At 65.7% G+C, this 21,036-nt stretch carries 24 protein-coding genes; 15 read left to right on the forward strand and 9 right to left on the reverse strand.

From position 1 onward, the window contains the following. Window positions 1-42 precede the first annotated feature (42 nt). The 4 genes from VEA80_RS02700 (at window position 43) to VEA80_RS02715 (ending at window position 3,023) form a co-directional block, all read left to right on the forward strand. Entirely contained in the window at window positions 43-825 is a 783-nt protein-coding gene (locus VEA80_RS02700; RefSeq protein ID WP_325059147.1) for an SDR family NAD(P)-dependent oxidoreductase, read from the forward strand. Window positions 826-1,143: 318 nt separating this feature from the next. Continuing rightward, on the forward strand, window positions 1,144-1,548 hold the full coding sequence (locus tag VEA80_RS02705) for an HU family DNA-binding protein (RefSeq protein ID WP_325059148.1): 405 nt from the start codon (window positions 1,144-1,146) through the stop codon (window positions 1,546-1,548). Between the two features lie 133 nt (window positions 1,549-1,681). After that, complete coding sequence (locus tag VEA80_RS02710) at window positions 1,682-2,137, forward strand: Rrf2 family transcriptional regulator (protein ID WP_325059149.1); 456 nt, start codon at window positions 1,682-1,684, stop codon at window positions 2,135-2,137. Then, window positions 2,127-3,023 (forward strand): NAD(P)/FAD-dependent oxidoreductase, encoded by an 897-nt coding sequence (locus VEA80_RS02715; protein WP_325059150.1) that lies wholly within the window; start codon window positions 2,127-2,129, stop codon window positions 3,021-3,023. The genes VEA80_RS02710 and VEA80_RS02715 overlap by 11 nt, the downstream gene beginning before the upstream one ends. Before the next feature lie 22 nt (window positions 3,024-3,045). On the opposite strand, the gene VEA80_RS02720 is transcribed toward VEA80_RS02715, so the two are convergent. Both VEA80_RS02720 and VEA80_RS02725 read right to left on the reverse strand, forming a co-directional pair. After that, window positions 3,046-4,254, reverse strand: a complete 1,209-nt coding sequence (locus VEA80_RS02720) for a cytochrome P450 (protein ID WP_325059151.1) — start codon at window positions 4,252-4,254, stop codon at window positions 3,046-3,048. Window positions 4,255-4,312: 58 nt separating this feature from the next. Then, the gene (locus VEA80_RS02725; RefSeq protein ID WP_325059152.1) at window positions 4,313-4,756 is read right to left on the reverse strand and encodes a MarR family winged helix-turn-helix transcriptional regulator; all 444 of its coding nucleotides are present in this window, start codon (window positions 4,754-4,756) and stop codon (window positions 4,313-4,315) included. 54 nt (window positions 4,757-4,810) lie between these two features. Here VEA80_RS02725 and VEA80_RS02730 point away from each other — a divergent pair, with 54 nt between their 5' ends. Together VEA80_RS02730 and VEA80_RS02735 are read left to right on the forward strand one after the other, a co-directional pair. Continuing rightward, a complete protein-coding gene (locus tag VEA80_RS02730; RefSeq protein WP_325059153.1) occupies window positions 4,811-5,473 on the forward strand; it encodes a class I SAM-dependent methyltransferase in 663 nt (220 codons plus the stop codon). An 8-nt stretch (window positions 5,474-5,481) separates the two neighbouring features. Continuing rightward, a complete protein-coding gene (locus VEA80_RS02735) occupies window positions 5,482-5,925 on the forward strand; it encodes an isoprenylcysteine carboxylmethyltransferase family protein (protein WP_325059154.1) in 444 nt (147 codons plus the stop codon). Here the strand turns inward: VEA80_RS02735 and VEA80_RS02740 are convergent. The 3 genes from VEA80_RS02740 to VEA80_RS02750 form a co-directional block, all read right to left on the reverse strand. Next, window positions 5,922-6,128: a 4-oxalocrotonate tautomerase family protein gene (locus tag VEA80_RS02740; RefSeq protein WP_325059155.1), complete on the reverse strand. Its 207-nt coding sequence runs from the start codon at window positions 6,126-6,128 to the stop codon at window positions 5,922-5,924. The genes VEA80_RS02735 and VEA80_RS02740 overlap by 4 nt on opposite strands. A 3-nt stretch (window positions 6,129-6,131) precedes the next feature. Continuing rightward, window positions 6,132-6,413: a DUF2277 domain-containing protein gene (locus VEA80_RS02745; RefSeq protein WP_325059156.1), complete on the reverse strand. Its 282-nt coding sequence runs from the start codon at window positions 6,411-6,413 to the stop codon at window positions 6,132-6,134. Window positions 6,414-6,483: 70 nt separating this feature from the next. Continuing rightward, window positions 6,484-7,431 carry an ABC transporter ATP-binding protein gene (locus VEA80_RS02750; protein ID WP_325059157.1) on the reverse strand — a complete coding sequence of 316 codons (948 nt, stop codon included), beginning with the start codon at window positions 7,429-7,431 and terminating at the stop codon, window positions 6,484-6,486. Between the two features lie 83 nt (window positions 7,432-7,514). Here VEA80_RS02750 and VEA80_RS02755 point away from each other — a divergent pair, with 83 nt between their 5' ends. Further along, on the forward strand, window positions 7,515-7,745 hold the full coding sequence (locus VEA80_RS02755) for a zinc-finger domain-containing protein (protein WP_325059158.1): 231 nt from the start codon (window positions 7,515-7,517) through the stop codon (window positions 7,743-7,745). On the opposite strand, the gene VEA80_RS02760 is transcribed toward VEA80_RS02755, so the two are convergent. Next, window positions 7,742-9,796 carry a DUF3857 domain-containing transglutaminase family protein gene (locus VEA80_RS02760; RefSeq protein WP_325059159.1) on the reverse strand — a complete coding sequence of 685 codons (2,055 nt, stop codon included), beginning with the start codon at window positions 9,794-9,796 and terminating at the stop codon, window positions 7,742-7,744. The two genes, VEA80_RS02755 and VEA80_RS02760, sit on opposite strands and share 4 nt — an antisense overlap. A gap of 128 nt (window positions 9,797-9,924) precedes the next feature. On the opposite strand from VEA80_RS02760, the gene VEA80_RS02765 reads away from it, so the two are divergent. From VEA80_RS02765 to VEA80_RS02780, 4 genes are read left to right on the forward strand one after another with little or no spacing between them, the layout of a single operon-like run. Further along, complete coding sequence (locus VEA80_RS02765) at window positions 9,925-10,731, forward strand: isocitrate lyase/phosphoenolpyruvate mutase family protein (RefSeq protein WP_325059160.1); 807 nt, start codon at window positions 9,925-9,927, stop codon at window positions 10,729-10,731. 52 nt (window positions 10,732-10,783) lie between these two features. After that, entirely contained in the window at window positions 10,784-13,651 is a 2,868-nt protein-coding gene (gene polA / locus VEA80_RS02770; RefSeq protein WP_414731490.1) for a DNA polymerase I, read from the forward strand. 11 nt (window positions 13,652-13,662) lie between these two features. Further along, window positions 13,663-14,583: a hypothetical protein gene (locus VEA80_RS02775; protein ID WP_325059162.1), complete on the forward strand. Its 921-nt coding sequence runs from the start codon at window positions 13,663-13,665 to the stop codon at window positions 14,581-14,583. Next, on the forward strand, window positions 14,580-14,978 hold the full coding sequence (locus VEA80_RS02780) for a GFA family protein (RefSeq protein WP_325059163.1): 399 nt from the start codon (window positions 14,580-14,582) through the stop codon (window positions 14,976-14,978). The genes VEA80_RS02775 and VEA80_RS02780 overlap by 4 nt, the downstream gene beginning before the upstream one ends. Window positions 14,979-15,004: 26 nt before the next feature. On the opposite strand, the gene mddA is transcribed toward VEA80_RS02780, so the two are convergent. Further along, window positions 15,005-15,757, reverse strand: coding sequence for a methanethiol S-methyltransferase (gene mddA, locus VEA80_RS02785; RefSeq protein ID WP_325059164.1), 753 nt, complete (start codon window positions 15,755-15,757; stop codon window positions 15,005-15,007). Window positions 15,758-15,932: 175 nt separating this feature from the next. Then, window positions 15,933-16,697 (reverse strand): SDR family oxidoreductase, encoded by a 765-nt coding sequence (locus tag VEA80_RS02790; RefSeq protein WP_349257200.1) that lies wholly within the window; start codon window positions 16,695-16,697, stop codon window positions 15,933-15,935. 131 nt (window positions 16,698-16,828) lie between these two features. Between VEA80_RS02790 and VEA80_RS02795 the strand changes: the two genes are divergently transcribed. Beyond that, entirely contained in the window at window positions 16,829-17,641 is an 813-nt protein-coding gene (locus VEA80_RS02795; RefSeq protein ID WP_325059166.1) for an aldo/keto reductase, read from the forward strand. Here the strand turns inward: VEA80_RS02795 and VEA80_RS02800 are convergent. Next, window positions 17,632-18,048 carry a VOC family protein gene (locus VEA80_RS02800; protein WP_325059167.1) on the reverse strand — a complete coding sequence of 139 codons (417 nt, stop codon included), beginning with the start codon at window positions 18,046-18,048 and terminating at the stop codon, window positions 17,632-17,634. The genes VEA80_RS02795 and VEA80_RS02800 overlap by 10 nt on opposite strands. Before the next feature lie 147 nt (window positions 18,049-18,195). On the opposite strand from VEA80_RS02800, the gene VEA80_RS02805 reads away from it, so the two are divergent. From VEA80_RS02805 to VEA80_RS02815, 3 genes are all read left to right on the forward strand, one after another. Beyond that, window positions 18,196-18,894, forward strand: a complete 699-nt coding sequence (locus VEA80_RS02805) for a response regulator transcription factor (RefSeq protein WP_325059168.1) — start codon at window positions 18,196-18,198, stop codon at window positions 18,892-18,894. Next, window positions 18,863-20,506, forward strand: coding sequence for an ATP-binding protein (locus VEA80_RS02810; protein ID WP_325059169.1), 1,644 nt, complete (start codon window positions 18,863-18,865; stop codon window positions 20,504-20,506). The genes VEA80_RS02805 and VEA80_RS02810 overlap by 32 nt, the downstream gene beginning before the upstream one ends. Before the next feature lie 108 nt (window positions 20,507-20,614). Next, on the forward strand, window positions 20,615-21,025 hold the full coding sequence (locus VEA80_RS02815; RefSeq protein WP_325059170.1) for a PTS sugar transporter subunit IIA: 411 nt from the start codon (window positions 20,615-20,617) through the stop codon (window positions 21,023-21,025). The last annotated feature ends 11 nt before the right edge of the window (window positions 21,026-21,036 follow it).

The following is a 21,036-nucleotide window of genomic DNA, read 5'->3' on the forward strand; positions in this document are numbered from 1 at the left end:
AACGCGGGCCGCGCTAACGCACGCGCGCAGAAGGAGGAAACGATGCGTCTCTCGTCAGATATCGCGGCGGTCGTCACGGGCGGCGCGTCCGGCCTGGGCAAGGCGACGGTGGAGAAGCTGCGCGCAGAGGGCGTAAAAGTCGCCATCTTCGATCGCGACGAAGAGCGCGGCGGCGCCGCCGCCAAGGAACTCGGCGCGACGTTCTGCAAGGTCGACGTCACCAGCGACGACAGCGTCGCCGCGGGTTTCGACGCGGCGCGCAAGGCCAACGGCCAGGAGCGCATCCTGGTCAATTGCGCCGGCATCGGCTCGGCGATGAAGACGGCAAGCCGCTCGAAGGAGACCGGCGAGATCAAGCATTTCCCGCTGAACATCTTCGAACTGACGATCCAGGTGAACCTCATCGGCACCTTCCGCTGCATCGCCAAGAGCGCCGCCGGCATGTTGACGCTCGATCCCTTGGAAGGCGGCGAACGCGGCGCGATGGTGATGACCGCCTCGGTCGCGGCCGAAGACGGGCAGATGGGGCAAGCGGCCTATTCCGCTTCGAAGGGCGGCGTCGTCGGTATGACGCTGCCGATCGCGCGCGACCTCTCGGGCGAGGGCATTCGCATCAACACCATCCTGCCGGGCATCTTCGAAACGCCATTGATGATGGGCGCGCCGGAGAAAGTGAAGGAAGCGTTGGCGGCGAGCGTGCCGTTTCCGAAAAGGCTTGGAAACCCGCAGGAATACGCATCTCTCGCGCTCGAAATGATTCGCAATCCGTACTTCAACGGCGAGGATGTCCGCCTCGACGGCGCCATCCGCATGGCGCCGCGCTGAGCGAAAAGCCGTATTCTCACAGGAAACGGCGTGTTCCGCACGGAACACGCCGTTTTCGTTGCGGCTAAAAGCCCGGCAAATCGGCTTTTTTGCATTGCGACTCGCCTTGCCCCGTGTCAGGGAGTCCGCCGGTAGCGTCGAAAAAGCCCCATTTCATGGGCTTTTTGATGCAGTTCGAGAGAGGCGCGGTCACGCTCCATCAAGAATTGAATGGCATCACTCGCGTGCCGGCGGCGAGCAGGGGGCGCAAGAATCCCAGTCTCGACGGCGGTTTCGTTGAGTTTAACGCACGACAACCTTTGAAGAGGGGAATAGCACATGGCCCGCAAGGCAGCGAAGAAGACCACCAAGACCGCGAAGAAAGCTCCGGCCCGCAAGGCGGCCAAGAAGGCCGCTCCGGCGCCGAAGGCCGTGAAGGTCGCGGCCACGGCCGGCAAGACCGTCACCGCGAGCGCTCTGCTCCAATCGGTCGCCGATCATCTCGGCATCAAGAAGAGCGAAGCCAAGACCTTCGTCGAAGGCTACACCGACGTGGTGAAGGCCTACGTCATGAAGGGCGCGAAGGTGAAGATCGGCGACATCGGCATGATCATGATCCGCCAGCGCAAGGCGCGCATGGGCCGCAACCCGCAAACGGGCGAGCCGGTGAAGATCAAGGCGTCGAAGAAGCTCGCGTTCCGCCAGTCGGCGGTGATGAAGGCGCAAGTGATGGGCGGCCGCTAATAGCGGACGCGTCGCTGACGCTTCAGTAAATTAATGACCCGCAAGGGTTGTCGAGACGGCCGGCGCGCTACGAAGCGCCGGCCGTTTTCGTTCGTCCCTTGACGAGCGGCGATATCGTAACAATACTAGTTACATGAAACGCAACAGCCAGCTGGCGCAAGCGCTCCACGCGCTGATCCACATGGCCGAGCGCGACGGGCCGATGACCTCGGACGAGATTGCCGCTTGCTTCGACACCAATCCCGTCGTTGTCCGCCGCACCATGGCGGGCCTGCGTGAAGCCGGCGCCGTCGCGTCGGGCGGGGGCAGGGGCGGGGGCTGGAAGCTCCAGCGCCCGGCCGCGAGCATCAGCCTCCTCGACGTCTACCGCGCCATCGGCGAACCCGAGATTTTTCACGTCGGCCCGCGCGCTGAAGTCTCGCCGTGCCTGGTCGACCACGCTGTCGGCGACGCGATGGGCCCAGCTTTCGAGGAAGCCGAACAGCTGCTGCTGAAGCGGCTCTCGGAAATCACCCTCTCCGACGTCGCCGCGGATTTCCAGCGGCGTGCCGCACGCGCCAAGAAAGGAAGGCGTCAGCATGGAACATGAAGCGCTGATCATCGGCGGCGGTTTCGCCGGCCTTTCCGCCGCAACCGTGCTGGCGCGCGCCCGCCGCCGCGTGCTGGTGGTCGATGCGGGCGCGCCGCGCAACCGCTTCTCCTCGCACGCCCACAACGTAATCGGCCACGATGGCCGTTCCGGCGCCGAGATCCTCGCCGACGCGCGCGCGCAATTTCTGCGCTACGACACCGCCGAACTAATGCAAGGCGAGGTCGCAAGCCTCACGTCCGAAGGCGAGGGCTTCAGCGCAACGCTGCAGGACGGCCGCGTTGCCTGCGCGCGCAAGCTCGTGCTGGCCACCGGGGTGGCGGATCGTCTGCCGAACATTGCTGGCGCCGCCGAGCGCTGGGGCAAGACCGTGCTGCATTGCCCCTATTGCCACGGCTATGAAATAGGCGCCGGCCGCCGCATCGGCGTGCTGGGCGTCAATGAGCACTCCGCGCGCTACGCCGCTCTGATCGCCGATTGGGGCGAGACGGTCTTCTTCCCCGGTCGCCTCAGTCTCGCCGACGAGCAAATCGAGCTGCTGCACCGCCGCGACCTTGCGATCATTCCCACGCCGATCGAGGCGATCGAAGGCGAAGCGCCCGCGATCGATGCGCTGCGCCTCGCGGATGGGCGCCGCATCTCGGTCGACGCGCTGTTCGTCGGCAGCAACGTCACCATGGCGAGCCCGTTGGCGGAAGCGCTCGGCTGCGCCATCGACGAAACGCCGATGGGCCCGATCATTCGCACCGACGGCCAAAAACGCACGACCGTGCCGGGCGTCTACGCCGCCGGCGACGCGGCCCGGCAGCCGCACAGCGTAGCCTTCGCCGCCGCCGACGGCATGATGGCCGGTCTCGGCGCGCATCACGATTTGATCGGGCTCTGAACGCGTCGCCTCGCGCAAGTGGCTAGGCGAAGGCCACGCGCATTTCGCCGACCTGCCGGATCGGGCCGGCGGAGCATTTCGGCACGTCGCCGATCAGTTGGGTGTTCGGAGCGAGCCGGGCGATGACGGCGAGCGTCTCTTCCATTTCAGCTTTCGCGAGCGCTTCGCCGAGGCAGCGGTGCGCGCCGCCGCCGAAGATCGGATGCCAGCGTGGATGGTCCGTGCGCGCTATGTCGAACCGATCGGGATCGGCATAGACCTCCGGATCACGCAACGCAGAGATCAGCGAGACCGCGATCGGCGTGCCGGCGGGAATCAAATAGCCGTCGAGCTCGATGTCGCGCAGCGCCACGCGCGGCGGCACGCCGGAGACGATGGGATCGTAGCGCAAGCCTTCGGCGACGACTGCCTTTTTCAAGCCTTGGGGGTCGGCGCAGAAAGCGCGCCATTGTTGAGGGTGACGCAACAGGTGCGCGAGGATAAGGCACAACGAACCGCGAGTCGTGTCGGAGCCCGCCAGAATTAGGCCCAGAATCTGCGTGCGTACTTCCGCCTCGCTGAGCGCGTCCTCGCTCGCTGTCGCGCGCACATATTCGCTGAGGAAGTCTTCGCGCGGCGCCGCGCGCCTGTCGTTCAGCAGCTTCTCTACATAGTCGTTGAATTCGACCAGACTCTTTTCGATCTGCTCACGCCGCTTCAAATCGATGAAGCCCAGCGACTCGGCGGTGTCGGCGATCCATCCCATGAACACCGGCAGATCGCTGCGCGGGATGCCCAGAATATCGGCGATGATGCGCGCTGGAATTTGCGCGGCGATCTCGTTCACGAAGTCGATCGGGCCCGCGCCGATCCGCGGTTCGATCAGCTCGGCCGCCAGCGCCGCCGCCGCCGGCCGCATCGCGTCCATCAGCTTGAACGCGAATGTCTTGGCCACGGGCGCGCGCCGGCGCGCGTGCGTCTCCCCGTTGGCGAACAGCATCCCGGTCCTGGTCATCTCCCAGATCGGCCCGCTGGTGATGCCTTGCATCACTTTGGTTTCCGTCTCGAGCTGGCGCGTCGCGTCGCTGGTGACGAGCTCCAAATGACGGTGCCGCAGCGCGAGCACGATACCCATGGGCGTGCGCGCGATCGGCGCCTGCTCGCGCATCGCTTTCAGGTATTCGTGCGGATTCGCATCGCTGGCCGGACCGAATGCGAACTCCGGCGCTTCCGAGAGCGGACGTGCAGCCATGGGGACCTCCCGCTCCAGCCTAGCACTTGCCGCCGCGGTTCACGAGTGTCGTTGGGGCTCAAACCTCGATCATATCCCGCGCCCTTCGGCATACGTCCGTCGCCGTCGCCACTTCCGCCGCCGTGAAAAGCGGCGCGTACACCGCTGCGGCGGCGAGGAATTGCTTCTTCATGCTCTCGAAGCGGTCGCGCCCTTTGCGCGTCACGCGCACGAGCTTGCTTTTCTTGTGGCGCGGATTGTCGATGAACTCGACCAGCCCCTGCGCCTCGAGCGCGTTGCAGATGGTCTGACAGTGCTGGCGCGAGACCGGGCGCGCCCGCGCCATTGCCGGGACGGTCTGTGGACCGTCTTTCACCAGCGAACGCAGGCAACCCCACTCGCCGCCAGCCTGCGCGAAGCCGGCCGTCGCCTGCGTGATCGCCTCGATACGAAAATAGAACTCGATCACGGCGACGGAGAGATCGAGCACGCCTTCAGCCGTCGCCTGTAGCGGTTTTTTCATTTGACAATCCGCTTGTCATATTTGACAGCTCAGTTGTCAGCTTGGGAGAAGCGCATGCCCGCGTCAATGACAGCCGGCGCCGAACGTGATCCGTGCAAAGGGTTGGGCTGCATGTTCGGCGATCCGCGCGGCCTCTTAGGCGCTGCCGCGCTCGCGGCGATGGCGCTGAAGAATGGCGGCCAGAACAAAGCGGCGCTCGATGCGCTCGATCCCAAGCCGGGCGAAAGCGTGCTGGAGATCGGCTGCGGGCCCGGCATGGGCGTGCGCGCCGCGCTGAAGAGGGTGGGGCGCGCCGGCTTCGTCGCCGGCGTCGATCAGTCCGCCACGGCGGCGCACTTCGCAGCCCATGCGGTTCACGACGCGGTGCGGCAAGGGCGCGCCGTGATCATGCGCGCGGATGCCGCCGACCTGCCGTTTCGCGAACACCTGTTCGACCGCGCCTTCGCCGTGAACAGCTTTCAGTTTTGGCCAGATCCGGCGCGGGCGTTGCGGGAGATCGCGCGGGTGCTGGCGCCGGGCGGGCGGCTCGTCGTCACCCAGCGGGCGTCCAGTCTCGACAACCCCACGACCTTCGCCGGCGCCGCGGCCGGCATGGAGCGGATCGCGCAAGCCGGCGCGCTGCTGAAGACGCAAGGCTGGCGCATGATCGATGAACGCTGCGTACCGGACGGCGCGCGTCTGCTCGCGGTGAGCATCGTCGCTGAAGCCCCGCGCTGAGGGCCGCAATGAAGTGGCTGTTGCCGCCAGTTCTGTGGCTCGTTCTGCTCGCCGCCGTGATCGCTCTGGCGGCGCTCGCGCCCTGGCGGCCGGTTGCGCCGCCGCCTTGGCATTGGAGCGGCGCCGCGTTCGTCGCATTCGGCGTCTGGCTCTTGCTCGCGGCCTCCGGCCAGTTCCGGCGTGTGCGCACCAATATCAACACCTTCCGCGATCCGAACATATTGGTCGCGGATGGCCTGTTCGGCTTCACCCGCAATCCGATGTATCTCGGCTTCACGCTGACGCTGCTGGGCGCTGCGATCCTCAGCAACGCCGCGAGCGCGCTCGCCGCGCCGCTGCTCTTCTTTTTTGCCGCGAACTTCTGGTACGTGCCGTTCGAAGAACGCGCCGCCGCGGCGCAGTTCGGCGAAGCCTACGCCGCTTACTGCAAGCGCGTCCGCCGCTGGCTCTAACGCTGCGCCTTGGCGTTGCGGGCGGTTACGGTTTCGCCGCCCACGCCCCAGTTGTCGGTGTCCACTTCATCGATCACGACCACGGTCGTCGCGGGATTCTTGTTCAGCACACGCTGCAACAGTTCGGTCGCGCCACGAATCAGCTCCGCCTTTTGCTCCGCCGTCGCGCCGGTCTTGGTGATCTTGATGTTGACGTACGGCATGGCTCACGCTTCCGCCGGTTTGCCGAAGCGCTCGGCGGCGCGGGCGCGCGCCTTCTCGGCTTCGATCTCGCGGTCGCGCGGCGTCGCCGACGTTTCGAGCGAGTCGATCAATCGACGCGCCGCCGCGAAGACTTCGTCGATGGCGGCGTTGAACACCGCTTCATTGGCCTTCGATGGCGCGTTATAGCCGGAGAGCTTGCGCACGAACTGCAGTGACGCGGCGCGCACCTCCTCGTCCGTGGCCGGCGGATCGAAATTGAACAGGGTCTTGATGTTGCGGCACATGGGTGGCCTCGTCAGATGGATTCTACTCTAGGGGAAGCCTCGAACCCGTTCACGCCGGAACCGCCGCGCCTCATGCCGTCAGCTCCACGAACACGTCTTCCAAGTTCGGCTCTTCGATCGAAAGGTCCTTGATGGCGACCCCGGCGGCGCGGATGCGGTCGAGCAATTCTTCGACGCTGTGTTCGTTGGTCCTGTAGGTCAGCGTGAAGGCGCCGGTGGGCTTCATGGCGAAGACGAGATCTTCGAAACCGGGAAAGGGCAGCGCGATCGGCGCTTGGGGAGTGACGACCAGCGTCTTCTGGTCCAGCCGCGAGATCAGCTTCGGCGTCGGCTCGCAGGCGATCACTTCGCCGTGGTTGATGATCGCGATCGTGTCGCAGAGCTCCTGTGCTTCTTCGAGATAGTGCGTCGTCAGCACGATGGTAACGCCGCGCGCGTGCAGCGAGCGCACATAGTCCCAGAGCTGGCGGCGAAGATCGACGTCGACGCCGGCGGTCGGCTCGTCGAGCACCAGCACGGGCGGCGAATGCACCATCGCCTTGGCCACCAGCAGGCGCCGCTTCATGCCGCCGGAGAGCGTGCGCGCATAGGCGTCGCGTTTGTCCCAGAGGCCGACGGCCTTGAGGATCTCCTCGGTCTTTCGTTCGCCCTTCGGCACGCCGTAATAGCCGGCCTGAATCTCGAGCGCCTCGGCTGGCGAGAAGAACGGATCCATGTTCAATTCTTGCGGCACGATGCCGATGGCGCCGCGCGCATTCATCGGATCGGTTTCGATGTCGTGGCCCCAAATCGAGGCGGCGCCGCCGCTCTTCACCACCAAGCCGCCGAGGATGTTGATGAAGGTGGATTTGCCGGCCCCGTTCGGGCCGAGCAGCCCAAAGAACGAGCCGCGCGGAATGGCGAGATCGACGCTTTTCAGCGCGTGCGTCGGTTTGCCCTTGCCTTGCGCCCGGTAGGTCTTGTCGAGGCCTCGCGCTTCGATGGCGAACTCCGGCGGAGGAGAGTGGGGTGCGAGCATGTAGAACCTGGGAAGGGCGCATTGCGCGGGCGCGCGATGCGCTTTAGGTACGGGCGCGCCCAGTCAGCTTCAAGCCGGATGCCATGTCTTATTCGCCGAAGGACAACCAGAAAGAGTCCGCCACCCCGGGCGAGGCCGACGCCTTGCCGCCGCCGGAGGTGATCTCGGTGGCGTCCAAGCGCGTGAAGTGCGATGGCGGCGGCGGCGCGCTCGGCCACCCGGTCGTGTTCTACGACATGGGCGAAGAAGATTTCGTCGAGTGCGGTTATTGCGACCGGCGCTTCGTCCTGGCCGCAGGCGCCGGCGGCCACTAAGGCGCTTCGCTGAAATAGCGCCAGGCCCAATAGCCGAGAATCGCCGCCAGCGGCGCCAGGCGCCAGAACCAGTCGACCCAACTCCGCTCCGACCAGTCATCGGCCTCGCCGCTCGTGTCCGCGCCGATGAACATGCCGCGCTTGCCGACCTTGCCGGTGATGTTCAAGTCGGACTGGTCCATCTCGGCGACGATCGCGCGGTATTGGTCCGCCTCGCTCGCCGGCAGCATCAAGCCGCGGAAGACGAGGCTCTGTTCCAGCACGAACGTGCGCTTGCCCTCCTTGCGCAGTTCGTTGGTGTAGACGAGCGCCGTGCTCTCGATCGTGCGCTTCCAGCCGCTGAACTTGATCGGATAGGCCGTCTCGATCGTCACCTTGCGCGAGACCTTGCCCATCTGGCCGAGATAGATCGGATGCTGCCGTGGTCCGGCGTCGAGCGCCGCGAGTTGCGAACGGATGGTGAGATCGTAGGTGCTGAACGTGCGCGTCTTGCCCTGCGCGGCGCTCCAGGCGCTGGCGATTTCGTAGACCTCGACGGCGGTGATCTCGTTGGCGCCGAGTTCGTCGCGCTCGATCTCCTGCCGCACCGGCCGCGCGCCCGCGTAACGTCGCGAGATGTCTTCGGCATAGAGCTTGAACAGGCCGACTTCGCCTTCCCGCGCAATGTGCTCGCGCACCCATTCGGCGCGGCCGCGGCGCGAAATGAAGCGCCATTCGTAGCGCACCACGTGCTCGGGCGATTTGCCGAGCGTGACATGCTCTTCCGTCTCCAGCGTGTGCGCGGGCGACGGGTCGGGCATGCGCTCGAGCGCCGACGCGCCCGGCCGAAGCGGCAGCGCCCAGCCGAAATGGCACTTGTTCAGCGAGCCGAGTGGGCTTGGCTGCATCATCCGCGTCGGATCGAGCCAATGCACCGCGCCGTCGGCGACGACGCGGACGATACAATGGTCGAACACGACCCCGCTCGGCAGCCAAGTGTTGATGCCATAGCCGTCGCGCGTGTTGACGAGCGCCGGGCAGGCGTCGAGGCCGAGCCTGCGCGCCATCGCCACATAGAGTTTCGACTTGTCTTTGCAATCGCCATAACGCGTGGCGCAGATCGCATCGAGCGTCCGCGGCGTGAAGCCGCCTTCGCCGATCGAGATGGCGAGATAGCGCACCGCGTTCTGCGTGAAGCGCAGCACCGCGGCGGCCCGGCCGGACGCGGTCTCTTCCTCCGCTTCGATCCGCGCGATCTCCGCTTCGACGTCGGCGGGCAACGGCTCGCTCTCTTCGTAGAGCGGGGTGAACGCGGCGGCGACTTCGGCCCAATCGCGCCATTCGGAGAACTGGATGCCGGCGCTCTGCACCGTCCATGGCGGCGCGAGCGACTCGAAACGCACGCCCTGCCGTTCCTCGGTGCGCCAGCGGCGATCGACCACGCCTTGCGTTTCAGTCTGCGTCGCTTCGGGCACGCCGAGGAACGCGCGCTCGGCGACCTCGCGCCCGACCGGCGTGCGCTGCCGCAGCCGCGTTTCGCAGATGCCGACGCTCCATTCGAACGGCACCCAGCCGGCGTGGCGCCCGCCGAGCGATTTGCGCATGCCGTAGAGCGTGTAGGAGGTTTCGACCACGTCGCCCGCGCGCACGTCAGGCAGTGTGACGTGGATGGTGAGCCGGCCGTCGAATTGCAGCCGCTCCATGTTGCGCTCGCGCCGGAGCACTTCGAAGAACGCGGTACCGGTGTGCTCGATGCGCCGCTCGCCGCGGATCACAGCGATCGAGTGGACCTCCAGGCGTTCGAACGCCGGATCGAAGCTGACGCTGAATTGGGCGACACGCTCGGCGCCCGCCGAGGCCGTGACCAGTTCGGCGCGGCGGTAGTACCACGACCGTTCGGGGCCGCAGAGGTCGATCTGGGAATCATCCAGCAGCACGCAGACGCCGGCGCTGATGAAATGCGGATTCGCCTCGGCCGGGATCGGATAGGGCGTGAGATCGGCCCATGGCGGCGGCGGCGCTACCCGCGCCCCGGGCGTGATCTCGCGGTGCGCTAGGTGCTCTTGATCCATGTCCCGCCGCCTCGCCTCGTGATTAGCCGCAAAGGGCGCCGGCCACAACGCGCCTTGGCGGTGAGGTCCGATTCCGGCATGCGCTTGCGGCAGCGGCTCACTACATTGGGTGCGAGAGGGAGCCGATCATGACATCCAGCCAAGCAAGCGCCGCCGCTTTCCACGCCCTGCACAAGGATTTCCTCGTCCTGCCCAACGCATGGGACGCCGCCAGCGCGCGCGTCACCCAGGACGCGGGCGCCAAGGCGATCGCCACCTCCAGCGCCGCGGTGGCTTGGGCGCACGGCTACGCCGACGGCCATCACTTCCCGGTCGAGAAGCTGATCGCCGCCGTGGAGGAGATCGCCCGCGCCGTCAGCGTGCCGATCACCACCGACGCCGAAGGCGGCTATGACGACGACATCGGCAAGGTCGCCGAAAATGTGCGCGCGCTGATCGATGCGGGCGCCGTCGGCATCAACCTCGAAGATGGCAAGCAGCCGCACGAGTTGCACCTGCGCAAGATCGAAGCCGTGCGCAATGCGGCGAACAAGGCCGGCGTCGATCTCTTCATCAACGCCCGCACCGATGTGTTTCTGAAACAGCTCGTGCCGCCGGAGGCCGCCGTCGCCGAGACGCTGCGGCGCGCGGCGGCGATCAAGAACGCAGGCGCCAGCGGTTTGTTCGCGCCAGCGATCGTCACGCCGGCGGACATCGCCGCGGTGGCCGAAGGCGCAGGCATGCCGCTCAACGTGATGGCGCGCCCGGGTCTGCCGGACGCCGCCGAGCTGAAGGCGCTCGGCGTGAAACGCCTCAGCGCCGCCACCGCCATATTCAACGCGGCGATGGCCGGCGTGCGCGAAGCGACGGAAGACTTCCTCGCCACCGGCAATTCGGAAACGCTCTGGTCGCGCCGCGGCGCGCCGCCCGATTACAACAAGCTGTTCGGCGGCTGAGCGGGGCATCCGACACCGAGCAGCTAGAGACGGCGCGCCTCCGATCCCTTATATGGCGGCCATGGCCAAGAACGACGCGCCCCGCCTCTTCCTCATCGACGGATCCGGCTACATCTTCCGCGCGTACCACGCGCTGCCGCCGCTGACGCGGGCGTCGGACGGGCTGTCCGTCGGCGCGGTGGCCGGCTATTGCAACATGCTGTGGAAATTCCTCTCGGAGATGAAGGGCAGCGAAGCGCCGACGCACCTCGCCGTCATCTTCGACAAGAGCGAAGTCACGTTCCGCAACGAACTTTATCCCGAATACAAGGCGCATCGCCCGCCGGCGCCGGAAGATCTCGCGCCGCAATTCCCGCTGATCCGCGACGCAACACGCGCGTTCAATCTCCCCTGCATCGAGATGGGCGGCTTCGAGGCGGACGATCTCATCGCCACCTATGCCCGCCAGGCGGCGGCCAAGGGCGCGACGGTGAAGATCGTCTCCTCCGACAAGGACCTGATGCAGCTGATCGTCGACGGCGTCATCAACCTCTACGATCCGATGAAGAACCGCGCGCTCGGCCCCGAAGCGGTGTTCGAAAAGTTCGGCGTGACGCCCGACAAGGTTATCGATGTGCAGGCGCTGATCGGCGACAGCGTCGACAACGTGCCGGGCGCGCCCGGCATTGGGCCTAAGACAGCGGCGGAGCTGATGGCGACGTTCGGCTCGCTCGAGGCGATCCTGGAGCGCGCCAACGAGATCAAGCAGCCTAAGCGGCGCGAGACTCTGATCAATCACGCCGATCAGATCCGGCTGTCGAAAACACTGGTCACGCTGCGTGACGATGTGGCGGTGGAGGAAGGCTGGGAGAGCTTCGCCGTGCGCGAACCCGATCCGTCCATGCTGCTGCAATTCCTCGATGCGATGGAATTCCGCACCTTGAGCCGGCGGGTGCGCGAATTCTACGCGCGCGAGAAGGGCGCGGAGATCGTCGCGTCGTACGCAGCCGGCGCCGCAGCGGCGCCGGCTGCCGGGCCGGTGGTCGAAGAGGTCGAGAAAGAGTTCAAGCGCGAGGCCTATAAGTGCGGCCGCGATCTCGCCGAACTGGAAGCGTTCGTCGCCCGCGCCAAGCGCGCCGGCATCGTCGGTATCGACACCGAGGCGGACGCGATCGATGCGGCGCGCGCGGAGTTGGTGGGGTTTTCGCTCGCGCTCGGGCCGAACGATGCGATCTACGTGCCGATCGGCCATCGCGGCGCCGATCCGCGCGCCGGTGAATTGTTCGCGAGTGAGACGCCAGATGCGCCGCTTGCGGCCGACGCCGGGCCGCAAATTCCGCGCGCTGCCGCGCTCGCGGCCGTGCACGAACTGCTGGAGGACCCATCCGTCCTCAAGGTCGGCCTCAACATCAAGTGGGACATTGCGCTCTTCGCCAAGCACAAGATCGCGCTCGCGCCGTACGACGATCCGATGCTGATCTCCTACGCGCTCTATGGCGGGCTCGATCCGCACGACAAGACCTTTCTGGTCGAGAAGCATCTGGGTCACGGCTTGACGCCGCTCAGCGACGTTGCCGGCAAGGGCAAGGCGCAGGTGAGCTTCGATCTGGTGCCGATCGAGCGCGCATCGGCGTATTCGTGCGAACAAGCCGATGCGGCGCTCCGCCTCTGGCGCAAGCTGAAGCCCGAGCTGGGGCGCGAGAAGCTCGCCACCGTGTACGAAACGCTCGAGCGGCCGCTGCCGCCGGTGCTCGCGGCGATGGAGCGCGAGGGCATCAAGATCGATCCACAGATGCTCTCGCGGCTCTCCGGCGACTTCGCCCAGCGCATGCTGCAGTACGAGCAGGAGGCGTATGCGCTCGCCGGCCGCGAGTTCAACATGGGCTCGCCCAAGCAGCTCGGCGAAATCCTGTTCGACGAAATGAAGCTGCCGGGCGGCTCGAAGACCAAGACCGGCGCCTGGTCCACTGACGCCACCATCCTCGAAGAGCTTGCCGAAGAGCACGAACTGCCGCGCAAGCTCTTGGACTGGCGCCAGCTCTCGAAGCTCCGCTCCACCTACACCGAAGCGCTCGGCCAGGCGATCAATCCGCGCACCGGCCGCGTGCATACGAGCTACGCGCTCGCTTCGACCACGACCGGGCGCCTCTCCTCCAACGATCCCAATTTGCAGAACATTCCGATCCGCACCGAGGAGGGCCGGCGCATCCGTGAGGCGTTCGTGGCCGAGCCGGGCAATGTGCTTGTCTCGGCCGATTATTCGCAGATCGAGCTGCGTCTACTGGCGCACGTCGCCGACATCCCGCAGCTGAAGCAAGCCTTTGCCGACGGCGTCGACATTCACGCCCGCACCGCGTCGGAAATGTTCGGCGTGCCGGTCGAAGGCATGCCGAAGGAAATTCGCAACAACGCCAAGGCGATCAATTTCGGCATCATTTACGGCATCAGCGCGTTCGGTCTCGCCCGCAATCTCGGCATCGAGCGCGAACAGGCGGGCGCCTACATCAAGAAGTATTTCGAACGCTTCCCCGGCATCCGCGACTACATGGAAGCCACCAAAACGTTCGCGCGCGCAAATGGCTATGTGAAAACCATCTTCGGCCGACGCATTTGGGTCAAAGGCGTCCAATCGAAGAACCCGCAAGAGCGTCAGTTCGGCGAACGCCAAGCCATCAACGCCCCGCTCCAGGGCGCGGCCGCCGACATCATCCGACGCGCCATGGTGCGCCTGCCGGCGGCGATCGAGCGCGCGGGCCTGAAGTCGCGCATGCTACTGCAGGTGCATGACGAACTCGTGTTCGAAGCGCCGAAGCACGAAGCGGAAACCCTCTGCAACGTCGCGCGCGAAACGATGGAGACGGCGCCCGAGCCTGCGGTGGTTCTCAGCGTGCCGCTGACGGTGGAAGCGAAAGCCGGCGCGACATGGGGCGCGGCGCATTGATGGAGCGCATCATGAAAACTCTGCTGGCGACCGTTTGTTTTGCCCTTTCTTCCGGCGCGGCGTTTGCGCAATCGGCGCCCACCGATATACCGTTTGCGCCAGCAGCCAATTCGGCGTGGAATGTGACGGAGGTGCGCACCCGTGTGGCGCGCGGCGAGGGGCAAGACCAAACCAACGTTGCGACGACGCGAGGCACGCTGGCGATTGGCGCCCGCACGCCCGACGGATTCGACGCGATCTGGACAATGAATCGAATCGAGGCCGCCGGCGTCACGATCACAGATGAACCGCAACTCCTAATCGGCGTCGATATGCGTCTATCGCTAGATGAGGTAGGAACGCCGGTTTCAGTTCAGGATTGGCCGCGCTTCAGGCAGAATATTTTTTCGACAGTGGAAGCGATTACGCCTCCAGCCGAGAGAACTGAAGGCTGGCGCCGATCCATGACGGCGCTGCAAAATCTAATGGCGCAATGGGAGGCCTCTCATGCCGCGCAGTTGTTGGCGTCATCCATCGCGGTGATGTCGATCTGCCAAGGCACAGGCCTCAGAGTGGGCGAGCCCGTATCGGCGTCGACTCACCTGCCGAACGCACTTGGAGGCCCGCCGATCGCCGCAACCGAATCGCTTACATTGGACAGTGTCGATGGTGCGGCGGGCGTTGCGCGCCTGACCTACTCGCGCGCGCTGAATCCGGAGTCTGCCACCGTCGCGATCCGCGAGGCGCTCGTGAACCTTGCGAGTCAAGGTGGGCACTCCGCCGAGGAGATCGAGCGCATGTTCGATGGCATGACCCTGATTCATGACACCCGCGCCGAATGTGTCGTCGATCTCGCAACTGGCGTCACACGCTCGGTGACGCACGAGATCGAAGTGACAATGGGTCCGGCGTATCGTTCAGATCGTCGCGAGATTACGGTGAGCGCTCGATGAGCATTGAAGGCGGCTGTCATTGCGGCAGCGTGCGTTACGCGCTCTTCGATGAGCACGAAGCCAGCATGATTTGCCATTGCGCGACCTGCCGGCGCGTCTCCGGCGGCGTTGTGGTGGCGTGGGTGACTGTCGCCTTTGATGCGTTCGAGGTGACGAAGGGGACCCCAAGAGCGTATGCGTCCTCCGAAGGCGTCACGCGTCAGTTCTGCGGCGAGTGCGGCACGCAGCTCACCTGCGCGCGTGCGGACGATGCGGACTACATCGATATCGCCACAACAACGCTCGACGACCCCAACGCCTTTCCACCAACGCATCATTCTTGGCTCAGGCACGATCACGCCTGGGTGCGGTTCGGCGATGGCCTGCCGAAATTCCCGAAAAGCCGCTACGGGTGAGGCGTGCTTCCCCGGGAGGCGCACGCTCAAGCCTGCTTCGTCGTCTTCCCGCCGAGCTTCAGTTTCGGCACGAGCATGCCAACATCGCGCGTGTATTGGCGATAGCGTTCGCCGAACAGCGCCACCAGATCGCGTTCCTCGAAGAAGATGCCGACGAGGATGTACCCCGTGGTGGCGATGGCGAACAGCAGGTGCCCCATGCTCATCACCGGCGTCGCCCAGAACGCGAGGATGAAGCCGAGGTAGATCGGATGGCGCACGTGCTGGTAGAACAGCGGCGTCACGAAGCTCGGCGCGGAGCTCTCGCGGTTGCGGAAGTGATTGTACGCCTGCGCCAAGCCGAACAGATCGAAGTGATTGATCAGGAAGGTCGAGATCAACACGATCGCCCAACCGGCGGCGAACAGCGCCCAGAGCACCGTCGACCATAGCGGATCGGCTACGCTCCAGATCGTAGCCGGTAGCGGGCGCCATTGCCAAAACATGAGCGCCAGGATCGCGCTTGCGAACAAGACGAACGTGCTGCGCTCGGCCGCTTTCGGCACGATCTTGGTCCACATGCGCTTGAACGCCGGCCGCGCCATCACCGAGTGCTGAACGGCGAACAGGCCGAGCAGCAGAACATTCACGATCAGCGCTTCGGCGAGCGGCGCCGCGGCGCCGCTGTCGATCGATTTCGGTACGAGGAGGTTTCCGACGAAGCCGATGGCGTAGAGAAACGTCGCCAGGAAGAAGACGTACACGACGGCGCCGTACGCAAGCGTGGCGAATCTGGCCATTGCTGTTCTCCATTGGACGAGGCGTGCATGCGCGCGCAGCGGTCCCATGTCTGATCGCGCCGCAGATGTACTCTTGTCGGCTCCTCCCAACAAGCAAAGCGACGCGCGAAACGGCGATCGCGCGCGAAACGTGCACGCGAAGAGTGTTGTCGCGATTACAGTCGTGCGGCGCGCGTCAGGTGTGATTCACCGAAACGCCGCCGTCGACCAACATCGCCGCGCCGGTCATAAAGCTGGACGCATCCGAGGCGAGGAAGAGCGCCGCGCGCGCGATCTCCTCCGGCTCGGCGATGCGCTTCATCGCGTTGAGCCCGGCGATGAAGGTTCGCATCTCGTCGCTCGTCGCGACGCTGCGGCCCATCGGCGTGTCCACCGCCCCGGGCAGCAGCGCGTTGACGCGCACGCCGTGCTGGCCGTGCTCGACGGCGAGATTGCGCACGAGCCCGATCACGCCGGCCTTGCTCGCGGCGTAAGCGCTCATGCCGGGAAAGCCGGCCGTGTGGCCGACGAAGGTCGACGTGAAGATGAGCGAGCCGCCGCCGCGGGCGCGCATCGCCGGAATCTGATGGCGTGCGGCGAAGAAGGCGCTCGTGAGATTCGTCTCGATCGCCTCGCGCCAGCCCGCGACCGAGATGTCGCTGACGGCGCCCATCTCGCCGAGACTGCCGGCGTTGTTGAAGGCGATATCAAGCCCGCCGAAAGCGCGCGTCGCGGCTGCAACCACGCCTTCTGCGGTCCCGTCGTCGGCGACATCGCCGGCGAAGGGCAGGCACTCGCCGCCAGCGGCGGCGATCTCCTGCGCCAGCGCCTCCAGCGGCTCGCGCCGCCGCGCCACCAGAACGAGCCGGGCGCCTTCGCGAGCGAACAGCTTGGCCGTGGCGCGGCCGATGCCGAAGCTCGCGCCGGTGACGATGGCGGATTTGCCGTCCAAAGATTTCATCATTCGCTCCTGGTCTGCAGAAGCGAGTGTGAACGGCGAGCGTGCGCGCATCTGGCCGTTACCGGACCCGCCGCCAATTTGGAACAGGCCACCGGTCCTCGCGTTCGCCAGCAAAGCGCGCGAGGTAAGTCATGGCAAATCTCGACTCATTGGCCACCGTGCATCTCAACACCGGCCGCAGGATGCCCGTGATGGGCCTCGGCACCTGGCAGCTCACCCACGACACCGCCGGAACCGTCGCCGCGGCGCTGAAGCTCGGCTATCCGATGATCGACACCTCCGGCGATTACGGCACGCAGCCAGGCATCGCCGAGGGCATCAAGAAGAGCGGCCGGTCGCGCAAGGAAATCTACATCGTCAGCAAGGTCGAGGATGACGAGGACGCCTACGACGCCACCCACAAGAACCTGCGCGAACTCGATACGAACTACGCCGATCTGATGCTGATCCACCGGCCGCCGGACGACGGCGTCGGCGAACTTTCGTGGCGCGGCCTGATCCGGGCGCGCGACGAGGGTCTGGTGCGCGATATCGGCGTCAGCAACTATTCCGCGGAGCAGATCGACGCGCTGGTCGAGGCCACCGGCGAAACGCCGGCGGTCAACCAGATCGAATGGAGTCCATTCGGTTTCAGCGAAGAGATGCTGGATTATGCGCGCGAGAACAACATCGTGCTGCAGGCCTATAGCCCGCTCACGCGCGACACCCGGCTCGATGATCCAACGCTCCGCGATATCGCCGCGCGGCACGGGAAGTCGCCGGCGCAGGTGCTGATCCGCTGGGATATCCAACGCGGCGTTGTGCCGGTGCCGAAGGCGAACCGGCGCGCGCACCTTGAAGAAAACATCGACGTGTTCGATTTTGACTTGAGCCGCGCCGAGATGAAGGATCTGGAAGCGTTGAACGAGCGCTATTCGGCGCTCGGCAGACTGCCCTACAACTGAGCTTTCACCTCCACCGATTCCGCGCTCCGCGTCGCCGGTCCGTGATGCACGGCTTCGACGTTGTGCCCGTCGGGATCGAACAGGAAGGCCGCGAAGTAGCCGGGATGATAACTGCGCTCTCCCGGCGGGCCGTTGTCGCGTCCGCCGGCGGCGAGGCCGGCCTCGTAGAAGCGCACCACCGCGTCGTGGTCCTCGGCCTGGAAGGCGAGGTGCACGCGGCTGGGGCCGGCCTTGTCTGCGGCGTCGATCCAGAGTTCGTCGAAGCTGATCGCTTTTTCGCTTTCGTACGTGGGTTCGCGCCCGAGCGCGCCGAGCACGGCGCGATAGAAGCGCTTGGCGGCGGCGAGATCGGCGACGCGCAGATGCACGTGATCGATCAGCCGGCCGCGGTGATAGATTTGCGCCATAGAACGCCAAATGGAGCTGTGGAGAGGCTGGTCAAATTCGAGCGAGGTCCGCTCGGCGGAACCGGAACCTGTTTTCAAGCCGCTAATTGACGGCTAAGACAGCCATCACCACTTCATTACGGCTAAGTCAGGAAGTCCGGCCCTCCCATGCCTACCATCGCTCTGGTCGACGACGACGAAAACATCCTCGCCTCGCTGAAAATGCTGTTCGAAGGCGAGGGCTACAGCGTCCGCACCTACACCGATGGCGCGGCCGCACTGGCGGCGCTGGCGGAAACGCCGCCGGACATCGCCATTCTCGACATCAAGATGCCGCGCATGGACGGGGTCGAGGTGCTGCGCCGGCTGCGCCAGGGCTCGAACCTGCCCGTGATCCTGCTGACCTCGAAGGACGACGAGATGGACGAGGTGGTCGGCTTCAATGTCGGCGCCGACGATTACATCAAAAAGCCATTCTCCCAACGCCTGCTTTCCGAGCGGGTTAAGGCGCTGCTGCGCCGCAGCCGCGTGGGGGCGCCGGGCACGGAGGCGACGAGCGACAAGAAGCCGATCGTGCGCGGCGAGCTCACGCTCGATCCCAACCGCCACGCCTGCACCTGGAAAGGCGAGCCGGTCCGGCTCACCGTCACCGAATTTCTCATTCTTCAGGCGCTTGCCCAGCGCCCCGGCTACGTGAAGAGCCGCGATCAGCTGATGGACGCGGCCTATGACGATCAGGTCTATGTCGACGACAGAACAATCGACAGCCACATCAAGCGGCTCCGCAAGAAATTCCGCGACATCGACACGGAGTTCGACGCGATCGAAACCCTCTATGGCGTCGGCTATCGCTACAACGAAGCCTGATCGCCCGCACGGCCTGCGCGCGTTCTTCCGCTCGCGCATCACGCGGACGATCTTCTTCTTCAACTTCGCCGGGCTCGCGATCCTGATCCTCGGCGTGCTGCTGCTTACCGAAATGCGAGCGGGCTTGACCGAGGCGCAGTTCCGGAACTTGCGCACGCAAGGCGAGCTGATCACCAATCTCCTGATCGAGACCGGCACGGTCGAAGGCGATCCGTTCCCGTACATCAACGAGCCGGCGGTGCGCACCGTGCTACGACGCATCTTGCCGCCGATCGCTGAAGGCGCGCGTCCGGGGGTTGGCCAGCCGCGCGTGCGCGTGTTCGGCGCCGAGGGACGTCTGATCGCCGACACCGACGTCATCTATGGCGGGGTAGAGGAGCGTCCGCTGCCCGATATCGCCGACGCGCCGAGCATCGGTGAATCGATCCAGAGCGCGACGCGGCGGCTGGAATATATCCGCCTCACGCCATGGCGACCGACGGTGACGCTGGAATCGGAGCACCAGCGCGCAATGCAGGGCGAGATCGTCCGTGGCGAGCGGCTGAACGAGAAAGGCGAGCGCGTCGTCACGGTGACGCTGCCGCTCCGGCGCGTGCAGCAGGTGATGGGCACGGTCACGATCGAGAGCGCGGATGTCGAGCGCATCTTGCTCGCCGAACGCGTCAGCATGATCCCGTTCGTGATCGGCGCCACCATCGCCATCATTCTCTCCTCCTTGCTGTTGGCCTTGTCGATCGCGCGGCCGCTGCGGCGCCTCGCCGGCGCGGCGGACAGCCTGCGCCTCACCGGCGCGACGCGGCTCAGCCTCGGCGAAGTCTCCAAGCGCAAGGATGAAATCGGCGCGCTCAGCCACTCGCTCGAGGAGATGACTCACGCGTTGGCGGATCGCATCGATGCAAACGAGCGTTTCGCCGCAGACGTCAGCCACGAGATCAAGAATCCATTGGCGTCGATCCAATCGGCGGTGACCTCGGCGCAGAGCGCGACCAGTCCCGAACAGCAAAAGCAGATGCTGGCGATCGTCGCCCAGGACGTGCACCGGCTCGACCGCCTGATCACCGACATCGCCCGCGCCAGCCGCATCGAAACCGAAACCGCCCGCGGCGATCTGGAGGACGTCGATCTCGGGGCCTTGCTGTTCGAACTTGCCCGCGCCTACTCGCCGGAGGATCGCACCGGCGTGCACGTGCTGTTCAAAGGGCCGAAGCCGGAGGGTCTGCACGTCGTCGGTCAGGCCGGGCCGCTCGGCCAGGTCTTCCGCAACCTGATCGACAACGCCCGCTCGTTCAGCCAAGCCGGCGGCCGGGTGGTGGTGTCGATGGAGGCCGCGAAGGGGAAAGACGGGCCGATGGTTCGCGCCTTGGTTGAAGACGAGGGCCCCGGCATCCCGCCGGAGAACCTCGAGACCATCTTCGAGCGCTTTTATACGCAGCGGCCCAAGGGCGCTGCGTTCGGCGCCAATTCGGGGCTAGGGCTGTCGATCGCCCGACAGATTGTCACAGCCCACCACGGCCGCATCTACGCGCAGAACATCGACAGCGGCGGAAATCAGCGCGCCGGCGCGCGTTTCGTGGTCGAACTGCCGCACGCCAGCGCCGCCAAGCCCCACTGACCGTCCGTCGAAAACTGTAGCGAGCGTGCTGCTTTCGCTTTTCTCGCAGCTGCGAAGGGATATTGTACGCCCCCTTACCAGCCCACTGGCGGGTGGCGGGAGCGTGGAATGATTGGCGTCGTCGTGGTGAGCCACGGCCGTCTGGCGGATGAATTCGTCGCCGCGGCGGAGCACGTACTTGGGCCGCAGGAGCAGATGCGCGCGGTCGCGATCGGCCCCTACGACAATATGGAAGAACGGCGCGCCGATATTCTCGACGCGGTCCGCGGCGTCGATCGCGGCGATGGCGTCGTGATTCTCACCGACATGTTCGGCGGCACGCCCTCGAACCTCGCCATCTCGGTGATCAACCAGGTGAAGATCGAAGTGATCGCCGGCGTGAACCTGCCGATGCTGATCAAGCTCGCCGAGGTTCGCGAGCGGATGAAGCTTCCCGAAGCGGCGCTGGCCGCTCAAGATGCCGGCCGGCGCTACATCCGAGTCGCGTCGGTGGAGCTCGCGGGCGGGCCGTCCACCTGAGAGCAGGTCGT

Source organism: Vitreimonas sp. (assembly GCF_035627415.1).
Classification (GTDB): Bacteria; Pseudomonadota; Alphaproteobacteria; order Caulobacterales; family Aquidulcibacteraceae; genus Vitreimonas.